The following is a 24,752-nucleotide window of genomic DNA, read 5'->3' as shown; positions in this document are numbered from 1 at the left end:
GGATCAGAACAGCACACTCATGAAGGCGCCGGACTCCTCGAAGCCGACTCTGCGGTAGGAGGCGCGGGCCGCGGTGTTGTAGTCGTTGACGTACAGGCTGGCGAGCGGGGCGACCTCGGTGAGCGCGTAGCGCAGCACGGCGGCCATGCCCGTCTCCGACAGGCCCTCGCCGCGGCGTTCGGGGCTGACCCAGACCCCCTGGATCTGGCAGACCTTCGGGGTCACGGCCCCGATCTCCGCCTTGAAGACCACCCGGCCGTCCTCGAACCGTGCGAACGCCCTGCCGGTGCCGACGAGTTCGGCGACGCGGGCCTGGTAGATCAGGCCGCCGTCGCCGCCCTCCAGCGGCGAGACGCCGATCTCCTCGGTGAACATTGCGACGCAGGCCGGGAGCACGTCCTCCAGCTCGTCCTTGCGCACCCGACGCACGTACGGGTCCGGCTCCACCTCCTCGGCCTGCCGGGAGGTGACCATCAGCGGCTGGTGCGGGCGCACCTCGCGGGCGGGGCCCCAGTGCGGCTCCAGCAGGGACCACAGCGCGGCCGTGGGGCCGGCGGGGCCGACCAGGGAGGAGGAGCGGCGGCCCTGGCGGCGGGCGCGCGAGGCGAACGCGACGACCGCCTCGGGCCCGGCACAGATGGGGACCAGGTTGGCGCCCGCGTAGCACAGCGACTCCAGCCGGCCCTCGCGGTACCAGCCCCACATCTCCCCGCCGAGCCTCCAGGGGTCCAGGCCCGAGGCGTGCACCCGGGCGGCGACGAACGCGTTGTTCACCGGCTCCCGGTCCAGCACGGCCAGCGCCTCGTCCAGATCATTGGGGTCGAGAGCCCGGATGGAGGTGGTGGTCAGCACGTGCGGAGGGGCCTTTGTCGCTGGAGGGGTCGTCCGGCACGCGAGGTGGCGGCGGGGCGACGTGACGGGCTTTGACTGTACCCCGCAGCCACGAGTCGGCACCTCCCACTCGCCCTCACGGCGCCCCGGCCTCCCGGTCGCCGTGTGCGCGCCGCCCGTTGCGCGCACCCGCGGGGCCGGGCGCACACGCCGACGGCGCACGGCCGGGCCCGGGAGGTCGGGCCGACACCGTGCGCCGTCGGGAGGAGCGGGCCGGCCCCGCGGAGAGCGGGGCCGGCCGGCGAGGTGCGGGTCAGCCCACCGAGATCTCGGGCTCGCCGGAGGCCGCGCCGTCCTTCTCCATCTGCTCGGCGATCTTCATCGCCTCCTCGATCAGGGTCTCGACGATCTTCGACTCGGGGACGGTCTTGATGACCTCGCCCTTGACGAAGATCTGGCCCTTGCCGTTGCCGGAGGCGACTCCGAGGTCGGCCTCACGGGCCTCGCCGGGGCCGTTGACGACGCAGCCCATCACCGCGACGCGCAGCGGCACGTCCATGCCGGTGAGGCCGGCGGTGACCTCCTCGGCGAGCTTGTAGACGTCGACCTGGGCGCGTCCGCAGGACGGGCAGGAGACGATCTCCAGTCCGCGCTCGCGCAATCCGAGCGACTCCAGGATCTGGTTGCCGACCTTGATCTCCTCGGCGGGCGGCGCGGAGAGGGAGACCCGGATGGTGTCGCCGATGCCCTCGGAGAGCAGCGCGCCGAAGGCGACGGAGGACTTGATGGTGCCCTGGAAGGCGGGCCCGGCCTCGGTGACCCCCAGGTGCAGCGGGTAGTCGCACTGCGCCGCGAGCTGCCGGTAGGCGTTGACCATGACGACCGGGTCGTTGTGCTTGACAGAGATCTTGATGTCCCGGAAGCCGTGCTCCTCGAAGAGGGAGCACTCCCAGAGCGCGGACTCCACCAGCGCCTCGGGGGTCGCGCGACCGTACTTCTGGAGCAGCCGCCGGTCCAGGGAACCGGCGTTGACCCCGATGCGGATCGGGGTGCCGGCGTCGGAGGCCGCCTTGGCGATCTCCTTGACCTTGTCGTCGAACTGCTTGATGTTCCCCGGGTTGACGCGCACCGCCGCACAGCCGGCGTCGATGGCGGCGAAGACGTACTTCGGCTGGAAGTGGATGTCGGCGATCACCGGGATCTGCGACTTGCGCGCGATGACCGGGAGCGCGTCGGCGTCGTCCTGTGTGGGGCAGGCCACCCGGACGATCTGGCAGCCGGAGGCGGTGAGTTCGGCGATCTGTTGGAGCGTGGCGCCGATGTCCGAGGTTCTGGTGGTCGTCATCGACTGCACGGAGATCGGAGCGTCCCCGCCGACGGGGACGGACCCCACCTGGATCTGTCGGCTGACTCGCCGCTCGGCGAGCTTGATCGGTACGGACGGCATTCCCAGCGAGATCGCTGTCATCAGGCGTAACCCCAAGGTGTGTATCGCGGGCCCGAGATCGGCCGGGCTCCGGCTGACGAGACTACGGCACTCGGCTGAACGCGAATCCGCCGAGCCGTGTGCGATGCGGCTCCCCGCGTCCGGCTCGTGGCAGGGCACGAGGAGCACTCGGTCGTGCGCGGCAGGGCCGGGGCGCGGGCCGGCCGGAGTGGCCGCTGCCCGCGCCCCGCGGGCTCCTAGCCGGCCAGTCTGACCGGATTCACCACGTCGGCCACGAGCACCAACAGGGTGAAGCAGACGAAGACTCCCGCCACGATGTACGCCACCGGCATCAGCTTGGCGACGTCGAACGGGCCGGGGTCGGGCCTCCGGAAGAGCTTGGCGACCCGGCGGCGCACCGACTCCCAGAGCGCTCCCGCCATGTGTCCGCCGTCCAGCGGCAGCAGCGGGAGCATGTTGAAGAGGAACAGGGACAGGTTGAAGCCGGCGACCAGGAAGAGCATCGTGGCCACCCGCTGGCTCGGCGGGATGTCCAGGGTGACGATCTCGCCGCCGACCCTGGCCGCGCCCACGACACCGACCGGGGAGTCGTCCGCCCGCTCACCGCCGGCGAAGGCCGCGTTCCACAGGTCGGGGACCTTGGACGGCAGGGCGATCAGTGCCTCGAAGCCGTTCTCCATGATGTCGCCCATGCGGTCCACGGCCTGCGGGAAGGACTGCTGTTGGATGCCGGAGGCCGGGGCGAAGCCGAGGAATCCGGCCGTGACGTACTCGCCCTCGACGTAGCCGCCGTCGCCGTCGCTCTTGGCGACCTTGTTCTCGATCGGGGTGGCCTGCAGCTCGCGGCGCTCGCCGTCGCGCTCGACGACCAGCGTGACCGGACCCGAGGAGTCGCGGATCGAGGACTGGAGCGCGCCCCACTCGGTGATCGGCTTGCCGTCGTAGGAGACGATCTTGTCGCCCGCCCGCAGTCCCGCCGCCTTGGCCGGGGTGTCCGGGGCGTTCTTCGGACAGGTGTCGGTCTCGGCGCCCGCCTCGATCACACAGTCCGAGACGCTCCCGACGGTGGTGGTCTGGGTGTTGATGCCGAAGGTCATCAGCACCCCGAGGAAGATCACCACCGCGAGGATCAGGTTCATGAACGGGCCCGCGAACATCACGATCAGCCGCTTCCACGGCTTGCGGGTGTAGAACAGCCGCTTCTCGTCGCCCGGTTGGAGCTCCTCGTACGCGGCGGCCCTGGCGTCCTCGATCATGCCGCGGAACGGCGAGGTGGAGCGCTGGCGGATCTTGCCGTCGTCGCCCGGCGGGAACATCCCGATCATCCGGATGTAGCCGCCGAGCGGGATGGCCTTGATCCCGTACTCGGTCTCGCCCCGCTGCCGGGAGAAGATCGTCGGCCCGAAGCCGACCATGTACTGCGGCACCCGGATGCCGAAGAGCTTGGCCGTGGAGAGGTGCCCCAGCTCGTGCCAGGCGATGGAGAACAGCAGCCCGACGACGAAGACCACCACGCCGATCAGGGTCATCAACATGGTCATGCGCGGGCCTCCGCCGTACGTGCTCGGGCGGTCTCGGCCGCCAGTTCGCGGGCGCGGGCGCGGGCCCACTCCTCGGATGCGAGGACACCGTCGAGTGTCAGACCGGTTCCGTCCGGCACACCGTGCTCCTCGACCACAGCGGCCACCGTATCCACGATCGCGGTGAAGGGCAGCCGTCCGGCGAGGAAGGCTTCAACACACTCCTCGTTGGCGGCGTTGAAGACGGCCGGGGCGGTGCCGCCGAGCCCGCCGACGTGCGCCGCCAGCGACACGGAGGGGAACGCCTTGTGGTCCAGCGGCAGGAAGTCCCAGCTCATCGCCTTGCGCCAGTCGAAGACCGGCCCGGTGTCCGGCACCCGGGCCGGCCAGCCGAGCGCGAGGGCGATCGGCAGCTTCATGTCCGGCGGGCCGCACTGGGCGAGCGTCGAGCCGTCGTCGAACTCGACCATGGAGTGCACCGCGGACTGCGGATGGACCACGACCTCGATGCGCTCGAAGGGGATGTCGTACAGCAGGTGGGCCTCGATGACCTCGAGTCCCTTGTTCACCAGGGTCGCGGAGTTGATCGAGATCACCGGGCCCATCTGCCAGGTCGGGTGGGCCAGCGCCTCCTGCGGGGTGACGTCGGCGAGCTGCGCCCGGGTCCGGCCGCGGAACGGGCCGCCGGAAGCGGTGACCAGCAGCTTGCGCACCTCCGCCCGGGTGCCGCCCATCAGCGCCTGGAAGAGCGCGGAGTGCTCGGAGTCGACCGGGATGATCTGCCCGGGCGCGGCCAGCGCCTTGACCAGCGGGCCGCCGACGATCAGCGACTCCTTGTTCGCCAGTGCGAGCACCCGGCCGGCCTCCAGCGCGGCGAGCGTGGGACGCAGACCGATGGAACCGGTGATGCCGTTGAGCACGGTGTGGCAGGGCGAGGCGGCGAGCTCGGTGGCGGCGTCCGGTCCGGCCAGCACCTCGGGGATCGGTTCGCCGACGCCGTACTGCGCGCGGAGCGCCTCGCGGAGAGCCGCGGCCCGGTCCTCCTGGGCCACGGCGACGGTCCGCACCTGCAAGCGGTGCGCCTGTCCGGCCAGCAGCTCGATCCGCCCGCCCGCGGCGGAGAGCCCGGTGACCCGGAAGCGGTCGGGGTTGGCGAGCACCACGTCGACGGCCTGGGTGCCGATCGAGCCGGTCGACCCCAGGATCACGAGGTCACGCGGTCCGTCGTGGTCGCCGTGGGCCGACCGGTAGCTGGTGTGCGGGTCGGCGAGGGCCTGGGGGGATTCCGTCATGGGGTCCATTGTGGCCTCTCCCGTTCGGGAGTCGGACGGCGCATGGACGTACCCGGGCGGCGCCCCGCGGTCCTCGCGAGCTCGGGGGCGGCTGCCGCCGTACGGGAGTTGAGGGAGTACGGCCGAATCTCGCGGGCAACGCGGGAGCCCCGCCCGCCCGGTGCCGCGGTGCGCACGGTCCGACCGGGACAACTCGGCGCCGTTCCGCCGCAGTTGGGCACGGTGCGGCCGGACTCCGCGGCGGGCCCGCCCGGGGGTGTGGGCTCCAGTCGGGCCGAGGCGACGGCGATGATTTTCGGACAGCGTGCGCGCACGTCCTCTCGGACGCCTGTGCCGGAGGTGACGGACGAGCCGTACGTCGCCTGGTCCTGCGCCGGCGGGAGCGGAGCCGGCGCGCACCTCACAGTGCGTGGCCGCCCGCCACCTGGAGCACCTGACCGGTGATCCAACGGGCTTGGTGGGAGGCGAGGAAGACGACCGCGTCGGCGATGTCCTCCGGCTCGCCCGGCCGCCCCAGCGGCACGGTGCGGCGGACCTCGGCGACGAGTTCCCCGTCCATCCACCCTGTCTGGACCGGGCCCGGCGCTACCGCGTTGACCCGGATGTTGCGGCCGGCGAGATCGAGCGCGGTGGCACGGGTGAGCGCCTCCAGGGCCGCCTTGGAGGTGCCGTAGCCGATCTGACCGGGAAAGGCCCTGGCAGCGTCGGTGGAGAGGTTGACGACGGCCAGCGAGCGCCCGCCGTCGTGCAGTCGCGCCGCCTCGGCGATCAGCAGCGCCGGGGCGACGACGTTGACCCGGTAGTGCCGCTCCAGCGACTCCGCGGTCAGGGAGTCGACGGTGTCCGGGCTCTCGCAGTGCGCCGCGTTGTTGACCAACACGTCGAGTGGGCCGAGCAGTTCGGTCGCCTCGGCGATCAGCCTGGCCGGTGCGCGGGGCACGGAGAGGTCGGCGCTGACCGCCGCCGAGCCGTTGGCGAGCTCCCGTGCCAGCTCCTCGGCGCCCGCAGCCTCCGGGGTCAGATGGCCCCACCGCGTGCCCTCGGGGGCCGGGCGCTCTTCTGTGAGGTGGTGGATCGCCACCCGTGCACCCTGCGCGGCGAAGGCCCGGCTGATCGCCGCGCCGATGTTGGCGGAGCCCCCGGTGACCAGGACGTTCCTGCCGTGGAGCCGGGTGTCGATCATCTTGGCCTCCGATGCGGTGGGCGGGGTCCGGCGGTGACGGTGCGGTGTGCCGGTGCGCTGCCCGGGCAGGGTGGTTCGGCCCCGGACGGGTCCGCCGGACGGGGCGTCGCAGCCTACGGCCGTTCGGCCTCCGAACCCTGCCGCGGGACGGGCGGTTCGTACGGCGCGGAGCCGTCGGTGCGCCCGTCGGGTGCGGTCGGCCGTACGGCGGAGGAGGCGGCGCGGCCGTACATCAGCCGGCGCAGCAGTACCTCCAAGGGGCCGCGTCTGCCGCGCAGTTCGAGGGCGTACGCGCCGGTGACCGTCACCAGCCAGACACCGACGCCGACCAGGAGCATCGTCGCGCTGCCCAGATGTTCGCCCAGGCCCAGGCCCCAGGCGGCCAGCAGCGGGGCGAAGAGCAGCGAGTGGGCGAAGTAGCAGGACAGCGAGCGTTTGCCGACGGCGCTGACCGCCACGACCGGCCGGGAGCGGTGCGCACCGCGGGTGACCAGGGCGTGGGAGAGGAGCGTGAGGACCGCGACGTAACCCAGGCCGCCTGCCTGGCCGGTGGCGTCGCGCAGCGCGACCAGCGGGCCGATGTCGGAGACCATCGCGTCCGACAGGTCGAGGGCGCCGGTGTGGGCGAGGGCCAGGGGCAGCGGGCCGAGCCAGCCGAGCGCCAGACCGGCGACGGCGGTGCCGCGCAGCAGCCGCAGATGGCGCCACGGCTCCTCCAGCACGCGGTGCCGGGCGGCGAGCATGCCGAGGACGAACACCACGAAGGTGCCGGAGAGCAGCGCGGCGAACGGGCCGACGTAGCCGACGATCAGGTGGGTGATCGCGCGGGTGCCGGCAGCCGCCGCCCAGCCGGACTGGTGGGCGCCGTACGCCTCGTGCGACGGTTCTGCGGGGCCGCCCCCGGCGTCGAAACCGTCGACCAGGTGCGGCAGCGCGGCCACCGCGAGCCACACCACCATCAGCCCGAGGCCGATCCAGCACCAGCGGATCAGCACCCGGTCGGGACGGCGCACGAAGAGCCAGCACATCAGCAGACCGAGCAGGCCGTAGTACGCGACGATGTCACCGGCCATCAGCAGCAGGGCGTGCGCGGCGCCGAAGACCATCAGCCACAGACCCCTGCGCCGCAGCAGTCGCACCGCCGCGCCGCTGTCGGCGCCGGCCGCCAGCTGGCGCTGGTGGATCCACATCATCCCGTAGCCGAAGAGGAAGGCGAAGAGCGGGTTGATGCGCATGTCCAGCCCGATTATCATCGCGAACTGGACGCCGGAGTCGAGAGCCGAGCCGTCGACCGGGTGCCAACCGTCGGGACCGCGCTCGGCGTTCCAGAGGTGGAACGCGGTGTTCGACAGTGCGATGAGCAGCAGCATCACGCCGCGCGCGAAGTCGGGCGCGAGCGCGCGCTCTTCGGGGCGCACGCCGCCGCGCGCGGGCCCGGACGCGCGCCCACCGGGTGCCGGGACGGGCGGCGGCGCGAGTGGCGGCCCGGGTGCCGACCCGGCGTGCGGGAGGCCGCCGCCGGGCGACGCGAAGGGGTTGCCCGGCGCGGAGTCGGCGGTCGTCGGGCAGTCGCCGGTCGTCGGGCAGTCGTCGGTCGGCACGGGCCCGCCGCGCGGTACGGGGCTGCCGGTTGGTGTGGAGCGGCCGGGAGGCGTGGTCATGTCGGAGGACGTTAGGAGGCGCCGGGCCGGCGTCGTCACCGCCGTACGTCGTGCGACGGTTCGACGAAAGTGGCCGACCCGCGCGTGCGGGCCGCGACGGAAGTTCCGCCGCGGCCCGCACCGGAGTTGCCCGGATCGGAACGCCCTTGCGGGCGCCCGGCTCAGAGGTCGAGACCGGTGAGCACCATGACCCGCTCGTAGGTGTAGTCCTCCATCGCGTACCGCACGCCCTCGCGGCCCACGCCCGACTGCTTGGCGCCGCCGTAGGGCATCTGGTCGCCCCGGTAGGACGGCACGTCGCCGATGATCACTCCGCCCACCTCCAGCGCGCGGTGAGCCCGGAAGGCAGCCTGCACATCGTGGGTGAACACGCCTGCCTGGAGTCCGAACTGGGAGTCGTTGGCAGCCTCGAAGGCGGCCCGCTCGCCGTCGACCCTGGTGAACGAGACGACCGGTCCGAACACCTCGTCGTGGCCCAGGCGGGTCTCGGAGGAGACGTTCTCGAGCGCGGTGGGGGCGTAGGTCGCACCGTCGCGCTTGCCGCCGGTTAGCAGGCGCGCGCCCGCGTCGACCGCCTCCTGCACCCAGGACTCGACCCGCTTGGCGGCGTCCTCGCTGACCAGCGGGCCCACGTCGGTGGCGTCATCGGTGGGGTCGCCGGTGGCCAGCGCCTCGATGGCGTCGACGACCTTCGGCACCAGCCGGTCGTAGACGCTCGTGTCGGCGATCACGCGCTGCACCGAGATGCAGGACTGGCCGCCCTGGTAGTTGGAGAAGGTGGCGATGCGCTGGGCCGCGAAGTCGAGGTCGGCCTCGGAGGAGTAGTCGGCGAGCACGACGGCGGCGCCGTTGCCGCCGAGTTCGAGGGTGACGCGCTTGCGCGGCACCGAATCGAGGATCGACCAGCCGACCGGCGCGGAGCCGGTGAAGGAGATGATCGGCAGCCGCTCGTCCTGCACCAGCGCGGGCATCGCGTCGTTGGGCACCGGCAGCACGGACCAGGAGCCGGCGGGCAGATCGGTCTCGGCGAGGAGTTCGCCGATCAGCAGCCCGGAGAGCGGAGTGGCCGGCGCGGGCTTGAGGATGATCGGGGTGCCGACCGCGATGGCCGGGGCCACCTTGTGCGCACACAGGTTGAGCGGGAAGTTGAAGGGCGCGATGCCCAGCACCGGGCCGTGCGGGTAGCGGCGGGTGAGGGCGAGCCGGCCGGTGCCGCCCGCGTCGGAGTCCAGGCGCTGCGCCTCGCCGCTGTTGAAGCGACGGGCCTCGTCGGAGGCCCAGCGGAAGACGGAGATGCAGCGGCCGACCTCGCCGCGCGCCCATTTGATGGGCTTGCCGTTCTCGGCGGAGATCAACCGGGCGATCTCCTCGGTGCGTTCGACCAGTCGGCGGCCGATGTGGTCGAGCGCGGCGGCGCGTACGTGCGCGGGGGTCGCGGAGAACTCCTCGGTGGCCGCCGCGGCGGCGGCGACGGCCTGCTCGACCTGATCCGGGGTCGGAACGCTGATGCGGCCGACGGTCCGGCCGTCCCACGGTGAGGTGACGTCGAGGGTGTCATCGCCGGTCGCCTCGCGGCCTGCGAGCCAGAACGGGTGCGGGGAAGTCGCTTCAGTCACTGCGGGACCCGGCCTTCCGATGTCGTGGGTGGTGGTGCGCGGTGCCGCGCGGACCCGTGTACAGGGCCGCGCACAGTGCCCACGGTAGGGCCCGCGCCGAAGGAGAGGTCTTGTCCTGCGCGTAGCAGTCCGGTGGTGTGTCGCTCCGCTTTGGCGCACCACGCCCCGAAGTCATTGACCACGCCATGACATCGCGCAACGATGACGCAGCGCGACCGCCCGATTCGGCGGGGAGACCTGCCGGCGGTCGCGTGTGCGACACCCCCCACCCGTCTCACATCTGGACCACCAGGAGATGCGAATGCGCACCATCAAACGCGGCAGGCGCAAAGCCTCCGCGGCAGCGATCCTCGCCCTCGCGCTCGCCGTGCCCCTCGGCGCCCAGGCCATCGCCTCCCCCTCCGGCTCCACCGGCAGCGACAAGCCGGCGGCGACGGCGGAGCAGGACGCCGGAAAGGCCCGCCAGTACGAGGTCGCCGACATCGGCACCGCGCCCGAGCGCACCCGGCTCGCCAGGACCGGAGTGGCGATCGACGAGGTCGGCAAGGACACCGTCGTGATCACCGCCGGGAAGGCCGAGGCCGCCGAACTCCGCAAGAGCGGCTACGAGTTGACGGCCCGACCGGCACCCGGCGAGCGGTCCGCCAAGGCCGCGGCGCCCGGCGACTACCACAGCTACGACGAGATGAACACGGCCGTCGACGGGTTCGTCGAGCAGTACCCGGACCTCCTGAAGAAGGAGGTCATCGGCACCTCCCACGAGGGTCGCGACATCATCGCGGTCAAGCTCAGCGCGGACGTCGCCGAGGACCGGGACAAGCCCGAGGTCCTCTTCACCCACAACATGCACGCCAGGGAACACCTCACGGTGGAGATGGCGCTGTACACCCTCGAGGAGTTCGCGGGCGGCTACGGCACCGACGAGCGCGTCACCAAGATGCTCGACGAGCGCGAGCTGTGGATCATCCCGTCGGTCAACCCCGACGGCAAGGTGTTCGACCAGGACTCCGGCGAGTTCAAGATGTGGCGCAAGAACCGCGAGCCCAACGAGGGCAGCAGCGCCGTCGGCACCGACCTCAACCGCAACTGGCCCTACGAGTGGGGCTGCTGCGGCGGATCGTCGGACAACCCGTCCAGTGAGACCTACCGCGGCCCCTCGGCCGGCTCCGCCAAGGAGACCAAGGTCGTCCAGGACTTCGTGCTCAGCCGGGTCGTCGGCGGGGAGCAGCAGATCACCGCGCACATCGACTTCCACACCTACGGCGAGCTGATCCTCTGGCCGTACGGCTTCACCTACGACGAGACCGCCCCCGGGCTCAGCCAGGACGACCGGGACGCCCACGCGGCCGTCGGCACCACCATGGCCGACAGCAACGGCTACACCGCCGAGCAGTCCAGCGAGCTGTACATCACGGACGGCACCATCAACGACTGGATGTGGGCCGACCAGGGCATCTTCTCGTACACCTTCGAGATGTACCCGGGCTCCGGGTCGCCCGACGGGTTCTACCCGCCCGGCAGCGTCATCGACCGCGAGACCTCCCGGAACAAGGACGCCCAGCTGATCCTGCTGGAGAACGCCGACTGCATGTACCGCTCCATCGGCAAGGAGGCCGAGTACTGCGGCAGCTGAGCCGCCGGACCTCCGCCTCGCGGGCCCGTCGACCGGTCGTGGGACCGGTCGACGGGCCCGTCCGCGTGCCGGGGCGGTTCCTCGCGGGGCGGGCTCGTTCTTCGCGGGGCGGGCTCGTTCTTCGCGGGGCGGCTCTTCGCGGAGTGCCGCGGGCGGCCTGCGGTGACCGGTGGGAGCGTACGGGGCGCGTGGGGGGCGCGGGGCGCAGGAGCGGCGGAACCGGGCAGGGCGCTCAGCCGTGGTCGGGGCGGTCCGGGGAGGGCATCCGGTTCTCGGCCTCCGCGCTGTGGGTGGCCTTGAGCGCCAGCCACAGCTCCATCCGGGCATCGGCGTCGTCCAGGGACCGGCCCAGGATCTCCTCGACCCTGCGCATCCGGTAGCGCAGCGTGTGGCGGTGGACGCCGAGATCGGCCGCGGCGGCGTCCCACTGGCCGTGCCGCGAGAGCCAGGCGCGCAACGAGGCGACGAGATCGCCGCGGCCGCTGGCGTCGTGCTCGCGCAGCGGGCGCAGCAGACCGTCGGCGAACGCCTTGACCGCCTCGTCGGCGAGCAGCGGCAGTACGGAGCCGGCCGCCATCTCCTCGTGCTCCACGAGCACCGCGCCGCGCCGCCGGGCGACCGAGAGGGCCTGCTCCGCCTGCTTGAAGGCGGTGCCCGCCGCGGCGATGCCCGCGGGCGCCGAAACCCCGATCGCCAGCCCCTCCGGGGCGTCGCGCGCGAAGTCGGCGCAGGCGGCCAGCCCCGCGCCCGCGTCGCCGGCGAGCATGATCAGACGTGCCCCGTCCGGTACGGCGAGCACGGACTCGCCGCTGCGGGCCGCGACCGACTCGACGGTGTCGGCGAGGAGTTGGAGCGGGGTGGGGCGTTCGCGCTCGGTGCGCTCGGCGGCGGCGGAGTGCGGCAGCACCTCGGCGAAGATCACCCGGAGGGGTATGTCCAGCAGCCCGCCGTAGAGGTTGCCCGCGACGGCTCGGGCATGGCCGGCCTCGCCCGTGAGCAGCATCCGCAGCACGGCCGCGCCCAGTCGCTGTTCGGCCTCCTGGAGGGCGCGGGACCGCTCGGTGGTGAGGGTGAGCAGCGCGATGGTGGAGTTGACCGCGTACCGCTCGGCGGTGCCCAGCGGCGAGCCCGTGCCGACCGCGAGCACCGCGCGGGCGCGCCGACCGCTGCCGATCGTCTGGAGCTCCACCCGGTCGTCGTTCTCCGCGGAGCTGACCACCGCGCTGGCGGGCGCGGGACGGTCCTGGAGGCGTTCCACGTCAGCGACGATGCGGCTCGCACGGCGGGCCGACCACGTCGGCGCCGCGGCGACCACCGCGCCGGAGACGTCGTAGAGGGCGGCCCAGCCGTCGATGTGGACGGCAAGCCTGGCGAGCAGCGAAGCAGGGCCCTCGGCCGCGAGCGCTGCGCGGGTCAACTCGCGCTGCGCCGCGAAACCGGCGGTGACCGAGCGGTACTGCTCGGCGGCGATGGCGGCGGACACTGCCTTGGTGATGGCGATGAAGGGGGTGCGGCGGGGGACCTCCAGCAGCGGGAAATCCGCTTCGAGGCAGGCCTCGACCAGCGCGGCCGGAATCTCCTCGTAGTTGACGCCCGCGGCGAACCCGAGCCCGACCACCCCGGCATCGGCGAGGCGGGCGACGTAGCCGCGCATCGCCACGGGGTCCTCGGCGTCCAGCTTCAGCGCGGTGATGAGCAGCAGCTCACCACCGTCGAGATACGGGACGGGGTCGGCCAGTTCGCTGACCTGGGCCCAGCGCACCGGTGCTCCGAGGCGGTCCTCCCCCGCGCGCACCGTCAGCCGGAGCGCGGAGTGCTGAACCAGGGAGGCAAGAGTGGGCGGCATGACCTTCCAGAGTGGCGTTCCGGGTGTGGCCGGCTGTGGACGACTTCTGCGGCTGCCGTGAAGAGGGATTTCGCCGCGTTGGAGCGAGCGCTCGCACTCACCCTCCACAGCGTACAGGCGTGCGGGCACACGGGAAGAAGCTGAGCACGGGCAGCCGGAACCGGCTCGTCCGCCGCACGCGCAGACGGCTCGGACGCACGTCCCGGGCGCCTGCGCGCAGGGGCAGCGTCGGGGCACCACGAGGCCGGGCCGGGCGGCGGCGCACGGGGGCACGGGGCACGGCATGACGAGGCGGCGCGGGCGGCGCGCCGGGGGCGGAAGCGGAGGTGGTGGGTGCGCAGAGCAGGGCGGGGCGGGCGCGGTGGGCAGGCAGCGCACGGCGGGCACGCAGGTCAGGGCGGGCGCGGTGGGCCGGACGGGCGCACCCGGACCGCAGCCGGACCGCACGTGGCGGCGCCCCTTACGCGCGGCCGGGCGGGGCTATCGTCCGGCCGGCGGCTCGTGGCCGAGGCGGGTGAGCACGGGCGGCCCGACCTCGCCCCGCACCGAGGTCAGCGAGAGCACGCCGTGGCCCGGCGGCACCTTGTGCGCCAGGTCGGAGGCCGACCAGCGGGCGCGCTGCTCGGAGCGCACGGTCACCGAGGTCGTCGTGGCCCGTACGCCGGTGAACAGCGAACGCACCCCGCGCAGGGCCCGCTTGACCAGGCCGCCGGAGAAGTCGGGGTTGTGGGTGTGCTCCTCGGTCTTGACCCAGTCCTCGCCCCAGCCGTGGGCGAAGACCTCGCCGTCCCACGTCGTCACGCCGGAGAGCGCGATCTTGCAGCCGACGGTGCCGACCAGGGTGGCGCGCAGGCGCTTGGGCACCTCGTCGAGGGTGCGCAGGGTGAGGACGGCGCCGGCGTTGGCGGCCCGCAGCTCGCGCAGTCCGCGCACCGCGTCGGGGGTGATGGCGTGGGTGGCGTCGTCGAGGACCAGCACGGCGAACAGCGAGCGGTCCTGCCGCGCGGTGACGCTCGCGTTGAACTGCGCCAGCACCAGCCGGGTGAGGATGCGGGACGCTTCCGCGTTGCCGCGGTCGGGCAGGTCGATCCGCACCCGTATCGGATGCTGGAGGGTGCTGAGCGAGAACGGCGGCGGGCCCTGCCCGGCCGAGCCGTCGCCCGCGCCGAAGAAGCCGTCGAAGGCCGGCCGCGTCAACAGGCTCACCCGGTCGGCCAGCAGTCGGCCCAGGTCTCCGGCGCGCGCGGCGGAGCGCTCGCGGGAGTCCAGCTCGCGCTGCTGGCTGAACTCCCGTGCGTCGTCGAGGGCTTGGCGCAGCTCGGCGAGCGCCACGGGCGAGTCGTCCAGCAGCTCGCGCAGCTCGCGCACGGTCGGGAAGCGGCCGTACGCCGCCTGGTAGGGGCCGAGCAGCTGTGCCAGCGCGCGGGTCGCCTCGCGGGTGTCGCCCAGCTCGGCACCGAGCAGTGCCTCGGCGAGGAGCCCGGCTGCCTCGTCGGGCTCGGTGATGCCGGCGTAGAGGTCCAGATCGTGGGTCGAGCGGCGGTCGCCGAGGCGCAGGATCACGTCGAAGGCGTCGTCCGGCCCCAGGCCCGCGCGCGGGGTGCCGACGGCGACGACCGCCGCCTGCCGGCTCAGCGCCTGGAGGCAGAGCGCCTCGACGACGGGTCGCACGATGCGGCCGGTCTTGCCGGAGCCGGGCGGGCCGACCGCCAGGAGCGAGGTGCCGAGCACCGAGGGGTCGAGCCCCATGGTGTGGCCCCGGTAGCGGTAGGGGTTGCGCTCCTCGTCGACCGCGGTGCCTATCCGGACCTGGCCGGTGAGCAGATCGTGCTTGGCGATGCGCGCGGCCAGATCGCGGTCCCCGGAGGGGTGGATGTACGCGGCGGCGCCGTCCGCCAGCACCTGTTCGGCGAACTCGGGCAGGGCGGACGGGCGGGAACGCACGTTGCGCCACTCGCGCTCGATCCGGACGTAGTCCAGATCGCCCACCCGGCCGGCGAACGCCTCGCGCTGGAGCAGGTCGGCGACGTCGGGATAGCCGGCGGCGCGCAGCTCGGGCCAGTGCTCCAGCTGCGAGGACGGTGCCCGGTCGGGCATCGGGGCCCAGGGCTGAGCGTCCTTCTTCGCGCCGCGGCGGTCGCGCCACAGGGCGGGCCAGCCGCCGGCCAGCGCGGTGAGGACGAGCAGCAGCGCCGCCGCCAGCAGGTAGTAGACGTTGAAGAAGACCAGTCCGGCGACCGGCTCCATGGTGTGCCAGTCGTCCGGGGTCACCGTCCAGCCCGGGGTGAGCCAGAACGTCCAGGCACCGGATGCGCACAGCAGCCCGACCAGCACCCCGAACAGCAGCGACACCACCGCGCGCACATACGGCTTCGTCCGCGCGAGGGCGGTGCCCAGCGGGCGGAGTCTGCGCTGCCACTCCTGTGGTGCGAAACGGCGCCAGACCCGCGGCCAGCGGCCGTAGTGACCGCAGACCCCGGCGAGCGCCGCGCCGAAGAGCACGTAGTAGAAGCGCGAAGCGAGGTCGAACGCCGCCACATTGCCGCCGGCCTCGCGCCAGCTCTCCGGGGTGAACCACAGCAGCGGCCAGAGCCAGGCCTTGATGTAGCCGTTCCAGCACAGCGACCACAGGAGCATGCCCACCAGCAGCGACAGCAGCGCAGCACCCAGCAGGTGACGATCGCCGATCTTCTCCGGCTCCTCCTGCGGCCTGGCCTCGTACCCCTGGCGCCAGACGCCCGGCTCGGCCATCGGCCGAGGGTCCCGCAGCCAGCGGATCAGCGCGGGAAGCCGGGTGCTCGGCAGCTGCTGCGGCAGCGGCGGTGTCGGCGGCTGCGCGGGCGGTCGCGGTACGGCTTCGCTGCTGTACCCGCTGTAGGAACCGTCCGTGCTCATATGGCGCCCTGCCCCCTGCCCGACCTGCGGGTGCGAACCCGCTGTGTGAAGTGTGCGGCGGTCCCAATGTAGAGGAGGGGAAGGGGTGTTGGGCCCGGGACGGGTGCCGGCGCACGGCCTCGTGCGCCCCTGGCGCGTACGCGGGAGAGCCCGGCCGGGCGTTCTGGGCCTCACACCTTCGGGTGGTACGGACGCACGGTCTCGAACAGCCCGTTCCCCACACGTTCGGGTGGCGCTCGCCGGACGCGGCGTCGCACACGTGCCGATGGTCGGTGCGGGCGGGCGGGCGCGCCACTGTCCGTCCCGGCCAACACGACACGGGCACTTCTCCAGGGCGGTGCATGTCTCGCCCGTCGCGCTGCCCCTAGCCTGCGAGGAGCGAGCAGCACCAGCCCGACCCTAGGAGTGCGCGATGACCTCCCCTTCGACCTCGTCCCCGACCCCCCAGGCCCTGCCCCAGGAGCGGCGGGTCGTCACCGCCATCCCCGGCCCCAAGTCGCAGGAACTGGCCGCGCGCAAGCAGAAGTACGTCGCCAACGGCGTCGGCAACGTCCTGCCGGTCTACGTCAAGCGCGCCGGCGGCGGTGTCGTCGAGGACGTGGACGGCAACTCGCTGATCGACTTCGGCTCCGGCATCGCGGTCACCTCGGTGGGCAACAGCGCCGAGGCCGTGGTGCGCCGGGCGAGCGCGCAGCTCGCCGACTTCACCCACACCTGCTTCATGGTCACTCCCTACGAGGGGTACGTGGAGGTCGCCGAGCAGCTGGCCGAGCTGACGCCGGGCGACCACGACAAGAAGACCGCGCTCTTCAACTCCGGGGCCGAGGCGGTGGAGAACGCCGTGAAGATCGCCCGGTCGTACACCAAGCGCCAGGCGGTGGTGGTCTTCGACCACGGCTACCACGGACGCACCAACCTGACCATGGCGCTCACCAGCAAGAACATGCCGTACAAGCACAGCTTCGGCCCGTTCGCGCCGGAGGTCTACCGGGTGCCGGTCGCCTACCCGTACCGCTGGCTCACCGGCCCGGAGAACTGCGCGCAGGAGGCCGCCGCACAGGCGATCGACCAGATCAGCAAGCAGGTCGGTGCCGAGAACGTCGCCGCGATCATCATCGAACCGCTGCTGGGCGAGGGCGGGTTCATCGAGCCGGCGAAGGGATTCCTGCCGCGGATCGCCGAGTTCGCCAAGGAGAACGGCATCGTCTTCGTCGCCGACGAGATCCAGTCGGGCTTCTGCCGCACCGGCCAGTGGTTCGCCTGTGAGGACGAGGGCGTCGTGCCGGACCTCATCACCACCGCCAAGGGCATCGCCGGCGGGCTTCCGCTGGCCGCGGTGACCGGTCGCTCCGAGATCATGGACGCGGCGCACTCCGGCGGGCTCGGCGGCACCTACGGCGGCAACCCGGTCGCCTGCGCCGCAGCCCTCGGCGCCATCGAGACGATGCGCGAACTGGACCTCAACTCCCGGGCCAAGCGCATCGAAGAGGTCATGAAGCCGCGGCTGCACAAGCTCGCCGAGCAGTACCCGGTGATCGGCGACGTGCGCGGACGCGGCGCGATGATCGCGATCGAGCTGGTCAAGCCCGGCACCAAGGACCCCTCGCCCGAGGCGACCGCCGCCGTGGCCAAGGCCTGCCACGAGAACGGTCTGCTCGTCCTGACCACCGGCACCTACGGCAACGTGGTCCGCTTCCTGCCGCCGCTGGTCATCGGCGAGGACCTGCTGAACGAGGGGCTGGACATCCTGGAGAACGCCCTCTCGTCGGTGGGCTGACCCGCCCCGCCCGTCCGCCGCGTACGGAGCCGCCCGCCGCATACGGAGCCGTACGCGGCGGGCGCGTACAGGGCGGGCGTGTACACGGTGGACGGGTACGCGGTCCCGGCCGGCCGTGCTGCCGTGCCGGGGCGTGTCCGGTGCACAGCGCGGGGCCGGCGACCGAGTGTCGTCGGCCCCGCGACCGCCGTTCCCGCCACGGGCCGCAGCGGTAGGAATGCCGGCGGGGCGAGCGGGCTGACGTATCGGGACGGCCCGATGGGGCGGGCCGCCGAGTAACGTGTGCCCGGATGTCCAGCTCACCCCCGGCGGTGCGCCGCGCGACGCTGCCGCGCCCATGCCTCGGCCCACCCGCGCACACCGCCGCGCTTCCGGCCCGAGCGGCGCTCGCCGGGCACACCGGCGCCCCGGCCCCGTTCGTTTCGCTCCTCCCGCTCTCCGCGGGTCTCGCCGCGGCCAACCGGTGAGGCCCCGACCCGCGGGCGTGCAGGAGCCGACCCTCCGGCGCCCGACGCTGCTTCTTCCGCTGCTCTCGCTGCTCGTCTTCGCTCTGGCCGCTTGGCAGTTGGCCGTCGACGGGCCGTTGCGCACCTTCGACGAGTCGCTCTCCCGCCGGTACCGGCAGCAGGTCCCGGTGACCGACGGCCCGGCCGAACTCGCCGCGGATCTCGGCAACTTCGAGGTGGCGCTGCCGGTCCTCGCCGTGGCCGTGTGCCTGGCACTGCTGCGCGGGCGGGCGGTCGCGACGGTCGTCGGTTGCGCCCTGGCGATGGTCTGTGTACCGCTGCTGGTGGGCCCGTTGAAGCTGCTCTTCGACCGGCCGGGTCCGCTCGGCGGCAGCGGCTACTTCCCCTCCGGGCACACCGCCACCGCGGTGGTCGCCTACGGCGGCGCGGCGCTGCTGCTGGGAGCGCCGCTGCGCAGCAGGGGCACGCGGTGGTGCGCCTGGCTCGCGGCGCTTGCCCTGGTGGTTGCCACCGGAGCCGGACTGGTCGTACGCGGGTACCACTGGCCGCTGGACGTGGTCGCCAGCTGTGCGCTCGGCGGGCTGCTGCTGTGGACGGCGGCCCTCGGCGTTCGCTGGACGGCGCCTCTCAGCGGCCGACGGGACCGACGGCGGCCTCGTGCATCGCCAGCTCCAGGGCCGCCGGATCGGTGAGCCTTCCGCTGCCGTCCGGCGGCACCAGCCAGCGGACTCCGCCGGTGCGGCGGCCCGGGTAGGGCACCACGATCCAGGACCCGCGTCCCGCGGCCCGCACTCCCGTACCGATCCAGCGGTCCGCGGTGCCGGGCGGGACGAAGAAGCCGGTGCGCGACTGCCCGAAGTCGCCCAGCACCGGCCCCGGTTGCTCGGCGAAGCGGCGGAGCGCGGTCAGGGTGGGGCAACCGAGCGTGCCGGTGAGGATCAGCACGTCCCATCTGCGCCCGGCCGGCAGCAGCGTCACGGCGAGCGGGTTGCTCTCCCACTCCTGCCTGCAGACCACCGGATCCGGTGCGGCTGCCGCCAGCCACTCCACCGCTGCTTTCGCCCCCGCGTCGCCGTTCATCACTTGCTGCCTTCCCTCGGCGCTGCCCACGGTCCGGGCAGTTCGTCCAAGGGGAGAGCGACGGGGGCGCGAGTTATTACGCGGGTTCGGAGAACGAATTTGTTCCTGGTTCGATGCACCCCGCACGGAACACCGGTGCGGAGGTCGGGGGAAGGTGCCCCGGGAAGCAGCGACGAGGGGCGACAGCGCGGCAGACGCACCGGCCGAGCACCGCGCGCCCGGCGAAGATCCCTGCGACAGGCCCGAGAGCCTAGGTGTTGGCCACCGCGATCAACACGACCACCAGCAGAAGCCAGGAGATCGCGGTGGTCACGATGCCGAGCACGAACCCCGCGGTCGCCAGCCCGGAATTGTCGCCCTGGACGGCGCCGGCGGCCCGTGCGCGTGCGACCTGCCGTCTGGCCGAGATGCCCAGCCCGAGCGCGATCGGACCGAGCACGAGGCTGAGCACCAGCCCGTACACCGTCAGCGCGAGCACTCCGGAGATGATGCCGACGACCATCGCCGCGGTGCCGACTCCGCCGGCCGGCGGGGGCGGACCGGCCCAGCCCGGGTGCCCGTGGACCGCCGGGGCCGGCCACCCGTGGGCGGCGGGCCCGGACGCCGCGTACCCGCCCTGCGGATACGCGCCCTGCCCGGGCTGCGGGCCGTACGGCGCCCCACCGGCGTACGGCGCCCCATCTGAGTACGGCGCTCCGGCGTGGGGCGGTACGGCGTGCGGCGGGCCGTAGCCGGGCATCGGCGCGCGATGCGCAGGGGCCGACGCGGCCTGGCCGGGCGGGGGTTCGGGCGCCTGCGGCACCGGCGGCGCCGCGGGAGCGGGCGGCGGTCCGTCGCCCGCGAGCGTCGGCTGCTCCGCGAGCGAGGCGCCGCGGGGCTTGTCCAGCCGTACCGGCCGGTGCTTCGCCGACGGTGCGTCCGGCCGGCTCGACGACTGCTCCGACGGTGCGTCCGGCTCGTGCTCGTGCGTCATGGTGCCCCTCCCGCTCTGCGCTGCTGTTCCATCGTATGGGGTGCGGTGCGTCCGGGCTGCCGCCCACCTGGGGCGATACCGGCCGCTGCCGGCACCCGGGCCGTCGGGCGCCGCCGACGGCCCGGTGCTCGGCCGGTCGCACCGTCTCCCGGCCGACCGACTCCCCCGCGCAGCCGCCGCCTACGATGTGAAATCTGCCGAGGGAGGGCACTTCGTTGACCGCACACACCGACACCACCGACCGGGCCGAGCGCCGCGATCTCACCGCGTTCATCGCCGGGCTGCCGAAGGCCGAGCTGCACGTCCACCACGTGGGCTCCGCCTCGCCGCGCATCGTCGCCGAACTGGCCGCCAGGCACCCGGAGTCGAAGGTTCCGGCCGACGCGGAGGCGCTGGCGGACTACTTCACCTTCCGCGACTTCGCCCACTTCATCGACGTCTACCTCTCCGTCGTCGACCTCATCAAGGACGAGGAGGACGTACGCCTGCTCACCTACGAGGTGGCCAGGGACATGGCGGCGCAGAACATCCGCTACGCCGAGCTGACCGTCACCCCCTTCAGCTCGACCCGGCGCGGTATCGCGCCGCAGGCGTTCATGGAGGCGATCGAGGACGCACGGGCGGCGGCGGCCCGGGAGTTCGGGCTCTCGCTGCGCTGGTGCTTCGACATCCCGGGCGAGGCCGGGCTGGAGGCCGCGGAGGAGACCGTACGGCTGGCGTGCGAGCACCGGCCGGAGGGACTGGTCTCCTTCGGCCTCGGCGGACCGGAGATCGGCGTACCGCGACCGCAGTTCAAGCCTCACTTCGACCGGGCCATCGCCGAGGGGCTGCACAGCGTGCCGCACGCCGGTGAGACCACCGGGCCGGCGACCGTGTGGGACGCGCTGACCGTGCTGCGGGCCGAGCGCATCGGCCACGGTACGAGCTCCGCACAGGATCCGGCGCTGCTGGCCCATCTCGCCGAGCACCGCATCCCCCTGGAGGTCTGCCCCACCTCCAACGTGGCCACCAGGGCCGTGCCCGACCTTGAGCACCACCCGCTGCGCAGCATGGTGGACGCCGGCGTGCTGGTGACGATCAACTCCGACGATCCGCCGATGTTCGGCACCGACCTGTGCACCGAGTACGCCATCGCCGCGCGGCTGCTGGAACTGGACGCGGCAGGGGTGGCCGACCTCGCACGCAACGCGGTGACCGCCTCCTTCATGGAGCCGGACGAGGCGGTGCGGCTCAACGCCGAGATCGACGCCCACCTCGCCGCCCACGACGGCTGAACACGCGGCCGGCCGGGCCCCGTTCGACCCCGCACGACGCGCCACCGACGCACTGCCGACGACCAACGGCCCGTGCCCCGGCGCCGGTTCGGCGGTCCCCCGCCGCCCCGCGGCGCGGCCGCCCCGCCGCCGAAAGCGAGCAGGCGCACCGGACACCCGAGGTGTCCGGTGCGCCTGTGCCGGCCCCGGCGCTCGCACGCCGCGGCGGATACGGCTAGAGCGCCGTCATGACGTGCTTGACCCGGGTGTAGTCCTCGAAGCCGTACGCCGAGAGGTCCTTGCCGTACCCCGACTTCTTGAAGCCGCCGTGCGGCATCTCGGCGACCAGCGGGATGTGGGTGTTGATCCACACGCAGCCGAAGTCCAGGCTCTTGGAGAGCCGCATCGCCCGGCCGTGGTCACGGGTCCACACCGAGGAGGCGAGCGCGTACTCGACGCCGTTGGCCCACTCGACGGCCTGGTCCTCGTCGCTGAACTTCTGCACCGTGATGACCGGGCCGAAGACCTCGTTCTGGATGATCTCGTCGTCCTGGCGCAGGCCCGAGACGACGGTGGGGGCGAAGAAGTAGCCGCTCTCGCCGACCCGTTCACCGCCGTGCTCGACCTTCGCGTGGGCCGGCAGACGGTCGATGAAGCCGCGCACCTTCTCCAGGTGGACCTCGTTGTTCAGCGGGCCGTACGCGCACTCCTCGTCGGTCACGTCACCGGTGCTGACCTCGGCCGCGGCCTTGGCGAGCGCGGTCACGAACTCGTCGTGCACGCCCTCCTGCACCAGCACCCGGGTGGCGGCGGTGCAGTCCTGGCCGGCGTTGAAGAATCCGGCGTCCCGGATGCCCTCGACGGCGGCGGAGAGGTCGACGTCGTCGAAGACCACGACGGGCGCCTTGCCGCCGAGCTCCAGGTGGACGCGCTTGACGTCCTTGGCGCCGGAGGCCGCCACCTCCATGCCGGCTCGCACCGAACCGGTGATGGAGACCATGGCGGGGACGGGGTGCTCCACCATCAGCCGCCCGGTGTCGCGGTCGCCGCAGACGACGTTGAAGACGCCCTTGGGCAGGATGCCGCCCAGCACCTCGGCCAGGAACACCGCGGAGGCCGGGGTGGTGTCCGAGGGCTTGAGCACGACCGCGTTGCCCGCCGCGATGGCCGGGGCGAACTTCCACACGGCCATCATCATCGGGTAGTTCCACGGCGCGACCTGGGCACAGACGCCGACCGGCTCGCGGCGGACGAAGGAGGTGAGCCCCTCCATGTACTCGCCCGCGGACTTGCCCTCGAGCATTCGGGCCGCGCCCGCGAAGAAGCGGATCTGGTCGAGCATCATCGGCAACTCCTCCTGGCGCGTCAGCTCCAGGGGCTTGCCGGTGTCGTGGCACTCGATCTCCAGCAGCTCGTCGGCGCGCTCCTCCAGCGCGTCGGCGATCTTCAGCAGCGCCAGCTGACGCGCGCCCGGCGTGGCGTCGCGCCAGCCGGGGAAAGCGGTCCGGGCGGCGGCCATGGCGGCGTCGACGTCGGCGGCGGCGGAGAGCGCGGCCCGAGCGTAGGTCTCGCCCGTCGTCGGGTCGATCACGTCCGTGGTGCGCCCGTCCACGGCGTCCCGGAACTCACCGTCGATGTAGTTGCGCAGTCGACGCAGCTCAGTGGTCACGTGGCACCCTCCTGCTCCGTTGTCCGATGGGTGAGACATCCACCCTAACCGGGTTCCTCACGTATTCGACAGGCTGTGGAACCAGGTGCCACGGATACCGTCGCCAGAGGACTTCCGCACAACGGATCACCTCGCAACTGCCTTGTGCGACAGAGGAGTCCTCATGCACTGTGGGGCCCGTGCCCCGCAACCGCAGAACCGCCCCCCGACCGACGCCCGTCGACGCCGTGTCGCTGGCGATCATCGAGCAGCTGCGGGAGGACGGCCGCCGTCCCTACGCCGCGATCGGAAAGGCGGTCGGGCTCTCCGAGGCCGCGGTGCGCCAGCGGGTGCAGCGCCTCGTCGAGCAGGGCGCGACCCGGATCGCGGCAGTCACCGACCCGCGGGCACTGGGGCTCTGGCGCCGGGCGACGGTGGGGCTGACCGTCGAGGGCGATCCGGATCCCGTCGCGGACGCCCTGGCGGAACTCGCCGAGGTCGAGTGCGTGGTCGTCACCGCGGGCTCCTTCGACCTGCTGGTGGAGATCGCCTGCGAGGACGACGAACATCTGCTGGAGATCGTCAACCGTCGCATCCGCACCCACCCCGGGGTGCGCGCCACCGAGACCTTCGTCCACCTCGGGCGGCGCGACCGCCTGCCCGGCGGGCCCTCCGGTCGGCCAGGCGAGCGCCGCGCCTGAGCGCCATCGCGGCGCCCCGCAGTGACCGAAGCGCCGGGGGCTCGTTCACTCTGCCGGGGGAACGTCGAGCCGCGGAGGTGAGGGCAGTGCACAGCAGCACCGGGCCGTCGAGGAGCGCCGACAGGGCCCCGAACGGCCGCCACCCGCGCAGGCCGCCCCGCAACCGCCCCGACGACGACGTGCTCCGCGCGCTCGCGCTGCACCACGTCCGGGACGGCTTTGCGGTGCTCACCGGGGTCACCGTCGCCGTACGGGACCGGGAGGTCCTCGCCGTCGTCGGCCCCAGGGGCAGCGGAAAGACCACGCTGCTGCGCTGCCTGGCCGGCCAACTGCGCCCGGACACGGGCGAGTTGTGGTTCAACAGCAAGCCCCTGCACACCCTGCGCCGCGCCGCGCTCGACCGGCTGCGCGGCGAACGCTTCGGCTGGATCGGCAGCCGCGCCGACCTCGTGCCGGAGCTGACCGCTCGGGAGAACACCGCGCTGCCGCTGCTGCTGGCCGGCCATGGCGGGCGGCGGGCACGGGAGCGGGCGACCGACTGGCTGGAGCGGCTGGACGTCGCCGGCCTCGCCGATCTGCGCCCGGCCGCCCTCGACCCGGCGCAGCGTCAACGAGTGGCGCTCGCCCGCGCGCTGGTCCGCGAACCGTCCGTGCTCTTCGCCGACGAACCCACCGCCGCACTCCACCGCCGCGACGGCGCGCTGCTGCTCCGCGCTCTCGCCACCGCGGCCCGTTCGCACGGGCTGACCGTGGTGCTCGCCGGCCCGGACACGCCGCTCCCGGCCCCGGCGCCGACCGGGAGCAGCGACCAACTGCCGTACGACGCCGTGCAGTTGGCCGACCGTACGGTGCGTCTGGTCGACGGCCGGTGCACGCAGGTACGTCGGGAACCCGGGCAGGTACGGCACGAGCCCGGGCACGTACGGTCG

General features: G+C 73.1%; 18 protein-coding genes and 1 pseudogene. 7 read left to right on the top strand and 12 right to left on the bottom strand.

Features of this window, described 5'->3' with window-relative positions; translation table 11 throughout:
- Positions 1-3: 3 nt before the first annotated feature.
- The 7 genes from MTQ01_RS23180 to MTQ01_RS23150 all read right to left on the bottom strand — a co-directional run bounded on the left by MTQ01_RS23180 (position 4) and on the right by MTQ01_RS23150 (position 9,550).
- Positions 4-852 (bottom strand): GNAT family N-acetyltransferase, encoded by an 849-nt coding sequence (locus MTQ01_RS23180; RefSeq protein WP_247492795.1) that lies wholly within the window; start codon positions 850-852, stop codon positions 4-6.
- Positions 853-1,144: 292 nt separating this feature from the next.
- Positions 1,145-2,299: a flavodoxin-dependent (E)-4-hydroxy-3-methylbut-2-enyl-diphosphate synthase gene (gene ispG, locus MTQ01_RS23175; protein ID WP_247492794.1), complete on the bottom strand. Its 1,155-nt coding sequence runs from the start codon at positions 2,297-2,299 to the stop codon at positions 1,145-1,147.
- Positions 2,300-2,514: 215 nt separating this feature from the next.
- Positions 2,515-3,819 (bottom strand): RIP metalloprotease, encoded by a 1,305-nt coding sequence (locus MTQ01_RS23170; RefSeq protein ID WP_247492793.1) that lies wholly within the window; start codon positions 3,817-3,819, stop codon positions 2,515-2,517.
- Positions 3,816-5,090 carry a 1-deoxy-D-xylulose-5-phosphate reductoisomerase gene (dxr, locus tag MTQ01_RS23165; RefSeq protein WP_247492792.1) on the bottom strand — a complete coding sequence of 425 codons (1,275 nt, stop codon included), beginning with the start codon at positions 5,088-5,090 and terminating at the stop codon, positions 3,816-3,818. The genes MTQ01_RS23170 and dxr overlap by 4 nt, the downstream gene beginning before the upstream one ends.
- A gap of 400 nt (positions 5,091-5,490) precedes the next feature.
- Positions 5,491-6,273 (bottom strand): SDR family NAD(P)-dependent oxidoreductase, encoded by a 783-nt coding sequence (locus tag MTQ01_RS23160; RefSeq protein WP_247492791.1) that lies wholly within the window; start codon positions 6,271-6,273, stop codon positions 5,491-5,493.
- A gap of 113 nt (positions 6,274-6,386) precedes the next feature.
- Positions 6,387-7,934, bottom strand: coding sequence for a DUF418 domain-containing protein (locus MTQ01_RS23155; RefSeq protein ID WP_247492790.1), 1,548 nt, complete (start codon positions 7,932-7,934; stop codon positions 6,387-6,389).
- A 161-nt stretch (positions 7,935-8,095) separates the two neighbouring features.
- The gene (locus tag MTQ01_RS23150) at positions 8,096-9,550 is read right to left on the bottom strand and encodes an aldehyde dehydrogenase family protein (RefSeq protein WP_247492789.1); all 1,455 of its coding nucleotides are present in this window, start codon (positions 9,548-9,550) and stop codon (positions 8,096-8,098) included.
- 301 nt (positions 9,551-9,851) lie between these two features.
- On the opposite strand from MTQ01_RS23150, the gene MTQ01_RS23145 reads away from it, so the two are divergent.
- Positions 9,852-11,183, top strand: coding sequence for a M14 family metallopeptidase (locus tag MTQ01_RS23145; protein ID WP_374207846.1), 1,332 nt, complete (start codon positions 9,852-9,854; stop codon positions 11,181-11,183).
- A 232-nt stretch (positions 11,184-11,415) separates the two neighbouring features.
- On the opposite strand, the gene MTQ01_RS23140 is transcribed toward MTQ01_RS23145, so the two are convergent.
- The gene (locus tag MTQ01_RS23140) at positions 11,416-13,029 is read right to left on the bottom strand and encodes a PucR family transcriptional regulator (RefSeq protein ID WP_247492786.1); all 1,614 of its coding nucleotides are present in this window, start codon (positions 13,027-13,029) and stop codon (positions 11,416-11,418) included.
- 480 nt (positions 13,030-13,509) lie between these two features.
- Positions 13,510-15,924, bottom strand: coding sequence for an ATP-binding protein (locus MTQ01_RS23135; protein WP_247492785.1), 2,415 nt, complete (start codon positions 15,922-15,924; stop codon positions 13,510-13,512).
- A gap of 412 nt (positions 15,925-16,336) precedes the next feature.
- Here MTQ01_RS23135 and gabT point away from each other — a divergent pair, with 412 nt between their 5' ends.
- The 3 genes from gabT to MTQ01_RS23120 all read left to right on the top strand — a co-directional run bounded on the left by gabT (position 16,337) and on the right by MTQ01_RS23120 (position 18,860).
- Positions 16,337-17,701, top strand: a complete 1,365-nt coding sequence (gene gabT / locus MTQ01_RS23130; protein ID WP_247492784.1) for a 4-aminobutyrate--2-oxoglutarate transaminase — start codon at positions 16,337-16,339, stop codon at positions 17,699-17,701.
- Positions 17,702-17,991: 290 nt separating this feature from the next.
- Positions 17,992-18,168 carry a hypothetical protein gene (locus MTQ01_RS23125; RefSeq protein WP_247492783.1) on the top strand — a complete coding sequence of 59 codons (177 nt, stop codon included), beginning with the start codon at positions 17,992-17,994 and terminating at the stop codon, positions 18,166-18,168.
- A 17-nt stretch (positions 18,169-18,185) separates the two neighbouring features.
- Positions 18,186-18,860, top strand: a complete 675-nt coding sequence (locus MTQ01_RS23120; protein WP_247492782.1) for a phosphatase PAP2 family protein — start codon at positions 18,186-18,188, stop codon at positions 18,858-18,860.
- Here MTQ01_RS23120 and MTQ01_RS23115 read toward each other — a convergent pair.
- A complete protein-coding gene (locus MTQ01_RS23115; protein ID WP_247492781.1) occupies positions 18,796-19,248 on the bottom strand; it encodes a hypothetical protein in 453 nt (150 codons plus the stop codon). The two genes, MTQ01_RS23120 and MTQ01_RS23115, sit on opposite strands and share 65 nt — an antisense overlap.
- Before the next feature lie 250 nt (positions 19,249-19,498).
- The gene (locus MTQ01_RS25025; protein ID WP_282614041.1) at positions 19,499-20,221 is read right to left on the bottom strand and encodes a hypothetical protein; all 723 of its coding nucleotides are present in this window, start codon (positions 20,219-20,221) and stop codon (positions 19,499-19,501) included.
- Positions 20,222-20,436: 215 nt separating this feature from the next.
- Between MTQ01_RS25025 and MTQ01_RS23105 the strand changes: the two genes are divergently transcribed.
- A complete protein-coding gene (locus MTQ01_RS23105; protein ID WP_247492780.1) occupies positions 20,437-21,495 on the top strand; it encodes an adenosine deaminase in 1,059 nt (352 codons plus the stop codon).
- Positions 21,496-21,709: 214 nt separating this feature from the next.
- Here the strand turns inward: MTQ01_RS23105 and MTQ01_RS23100 are convergent, their stop codons facing one another.
- Positions 21,710-23,143, bottom strand: a complete 1,434-nt coding sequence (locus tag MTQ01_RS23100) for a gamma-aminobutyraldehyde dehydrogenase (RefSeq protein WP_247492779.1) — start codon at positions 23,141-23,143, stop codon at positions 21,710-21,712.
- 170 nt (positions 23,144-23,313) lie between these two features.
- Between MTQ01_RS23100 and MTQ01_RS23095 the strand changes: the two genes are divergently transcribed.
- The gene (locus MTQ01_RS23095; protein ID WP_247492777.1) at positions 23,314-23,823 is read left to right on the top strand and encodes an Lrp/AsnC family transcriptional regulator; all 510 of its coding nucleotides are present in this window, start codon (positions 23,314-23,316) and stop codon (positions 23,821-23,823) included.
- 179 nt (positions 23,824-24,002) lie between these two features.
- Positions 24,003-24,695: pseudogene (locus MTQ01_RS23090) on the top strand (ABC transporter ATP-binding protein); the annotation flags it as partial.
- Positions 24,696-24,752 lie beyond the last annotated feature (57 nt).

It is taken from the genome of Streptomyces sp. XM4193, assembly GCF_023072595.1.
In the GTDB taxonomy this organism is placed as follows: domain Bacteria; phylum Actinomycetota; class Actinomycetes; order Streptomycetales; family Streptomycetaceae; genus Streptomyces.
The sequence above is the reverse complement of the archived record's forward strand: the minus strand, read 5'-3'. Positions and strand labels throughout refer to the sequence as shown.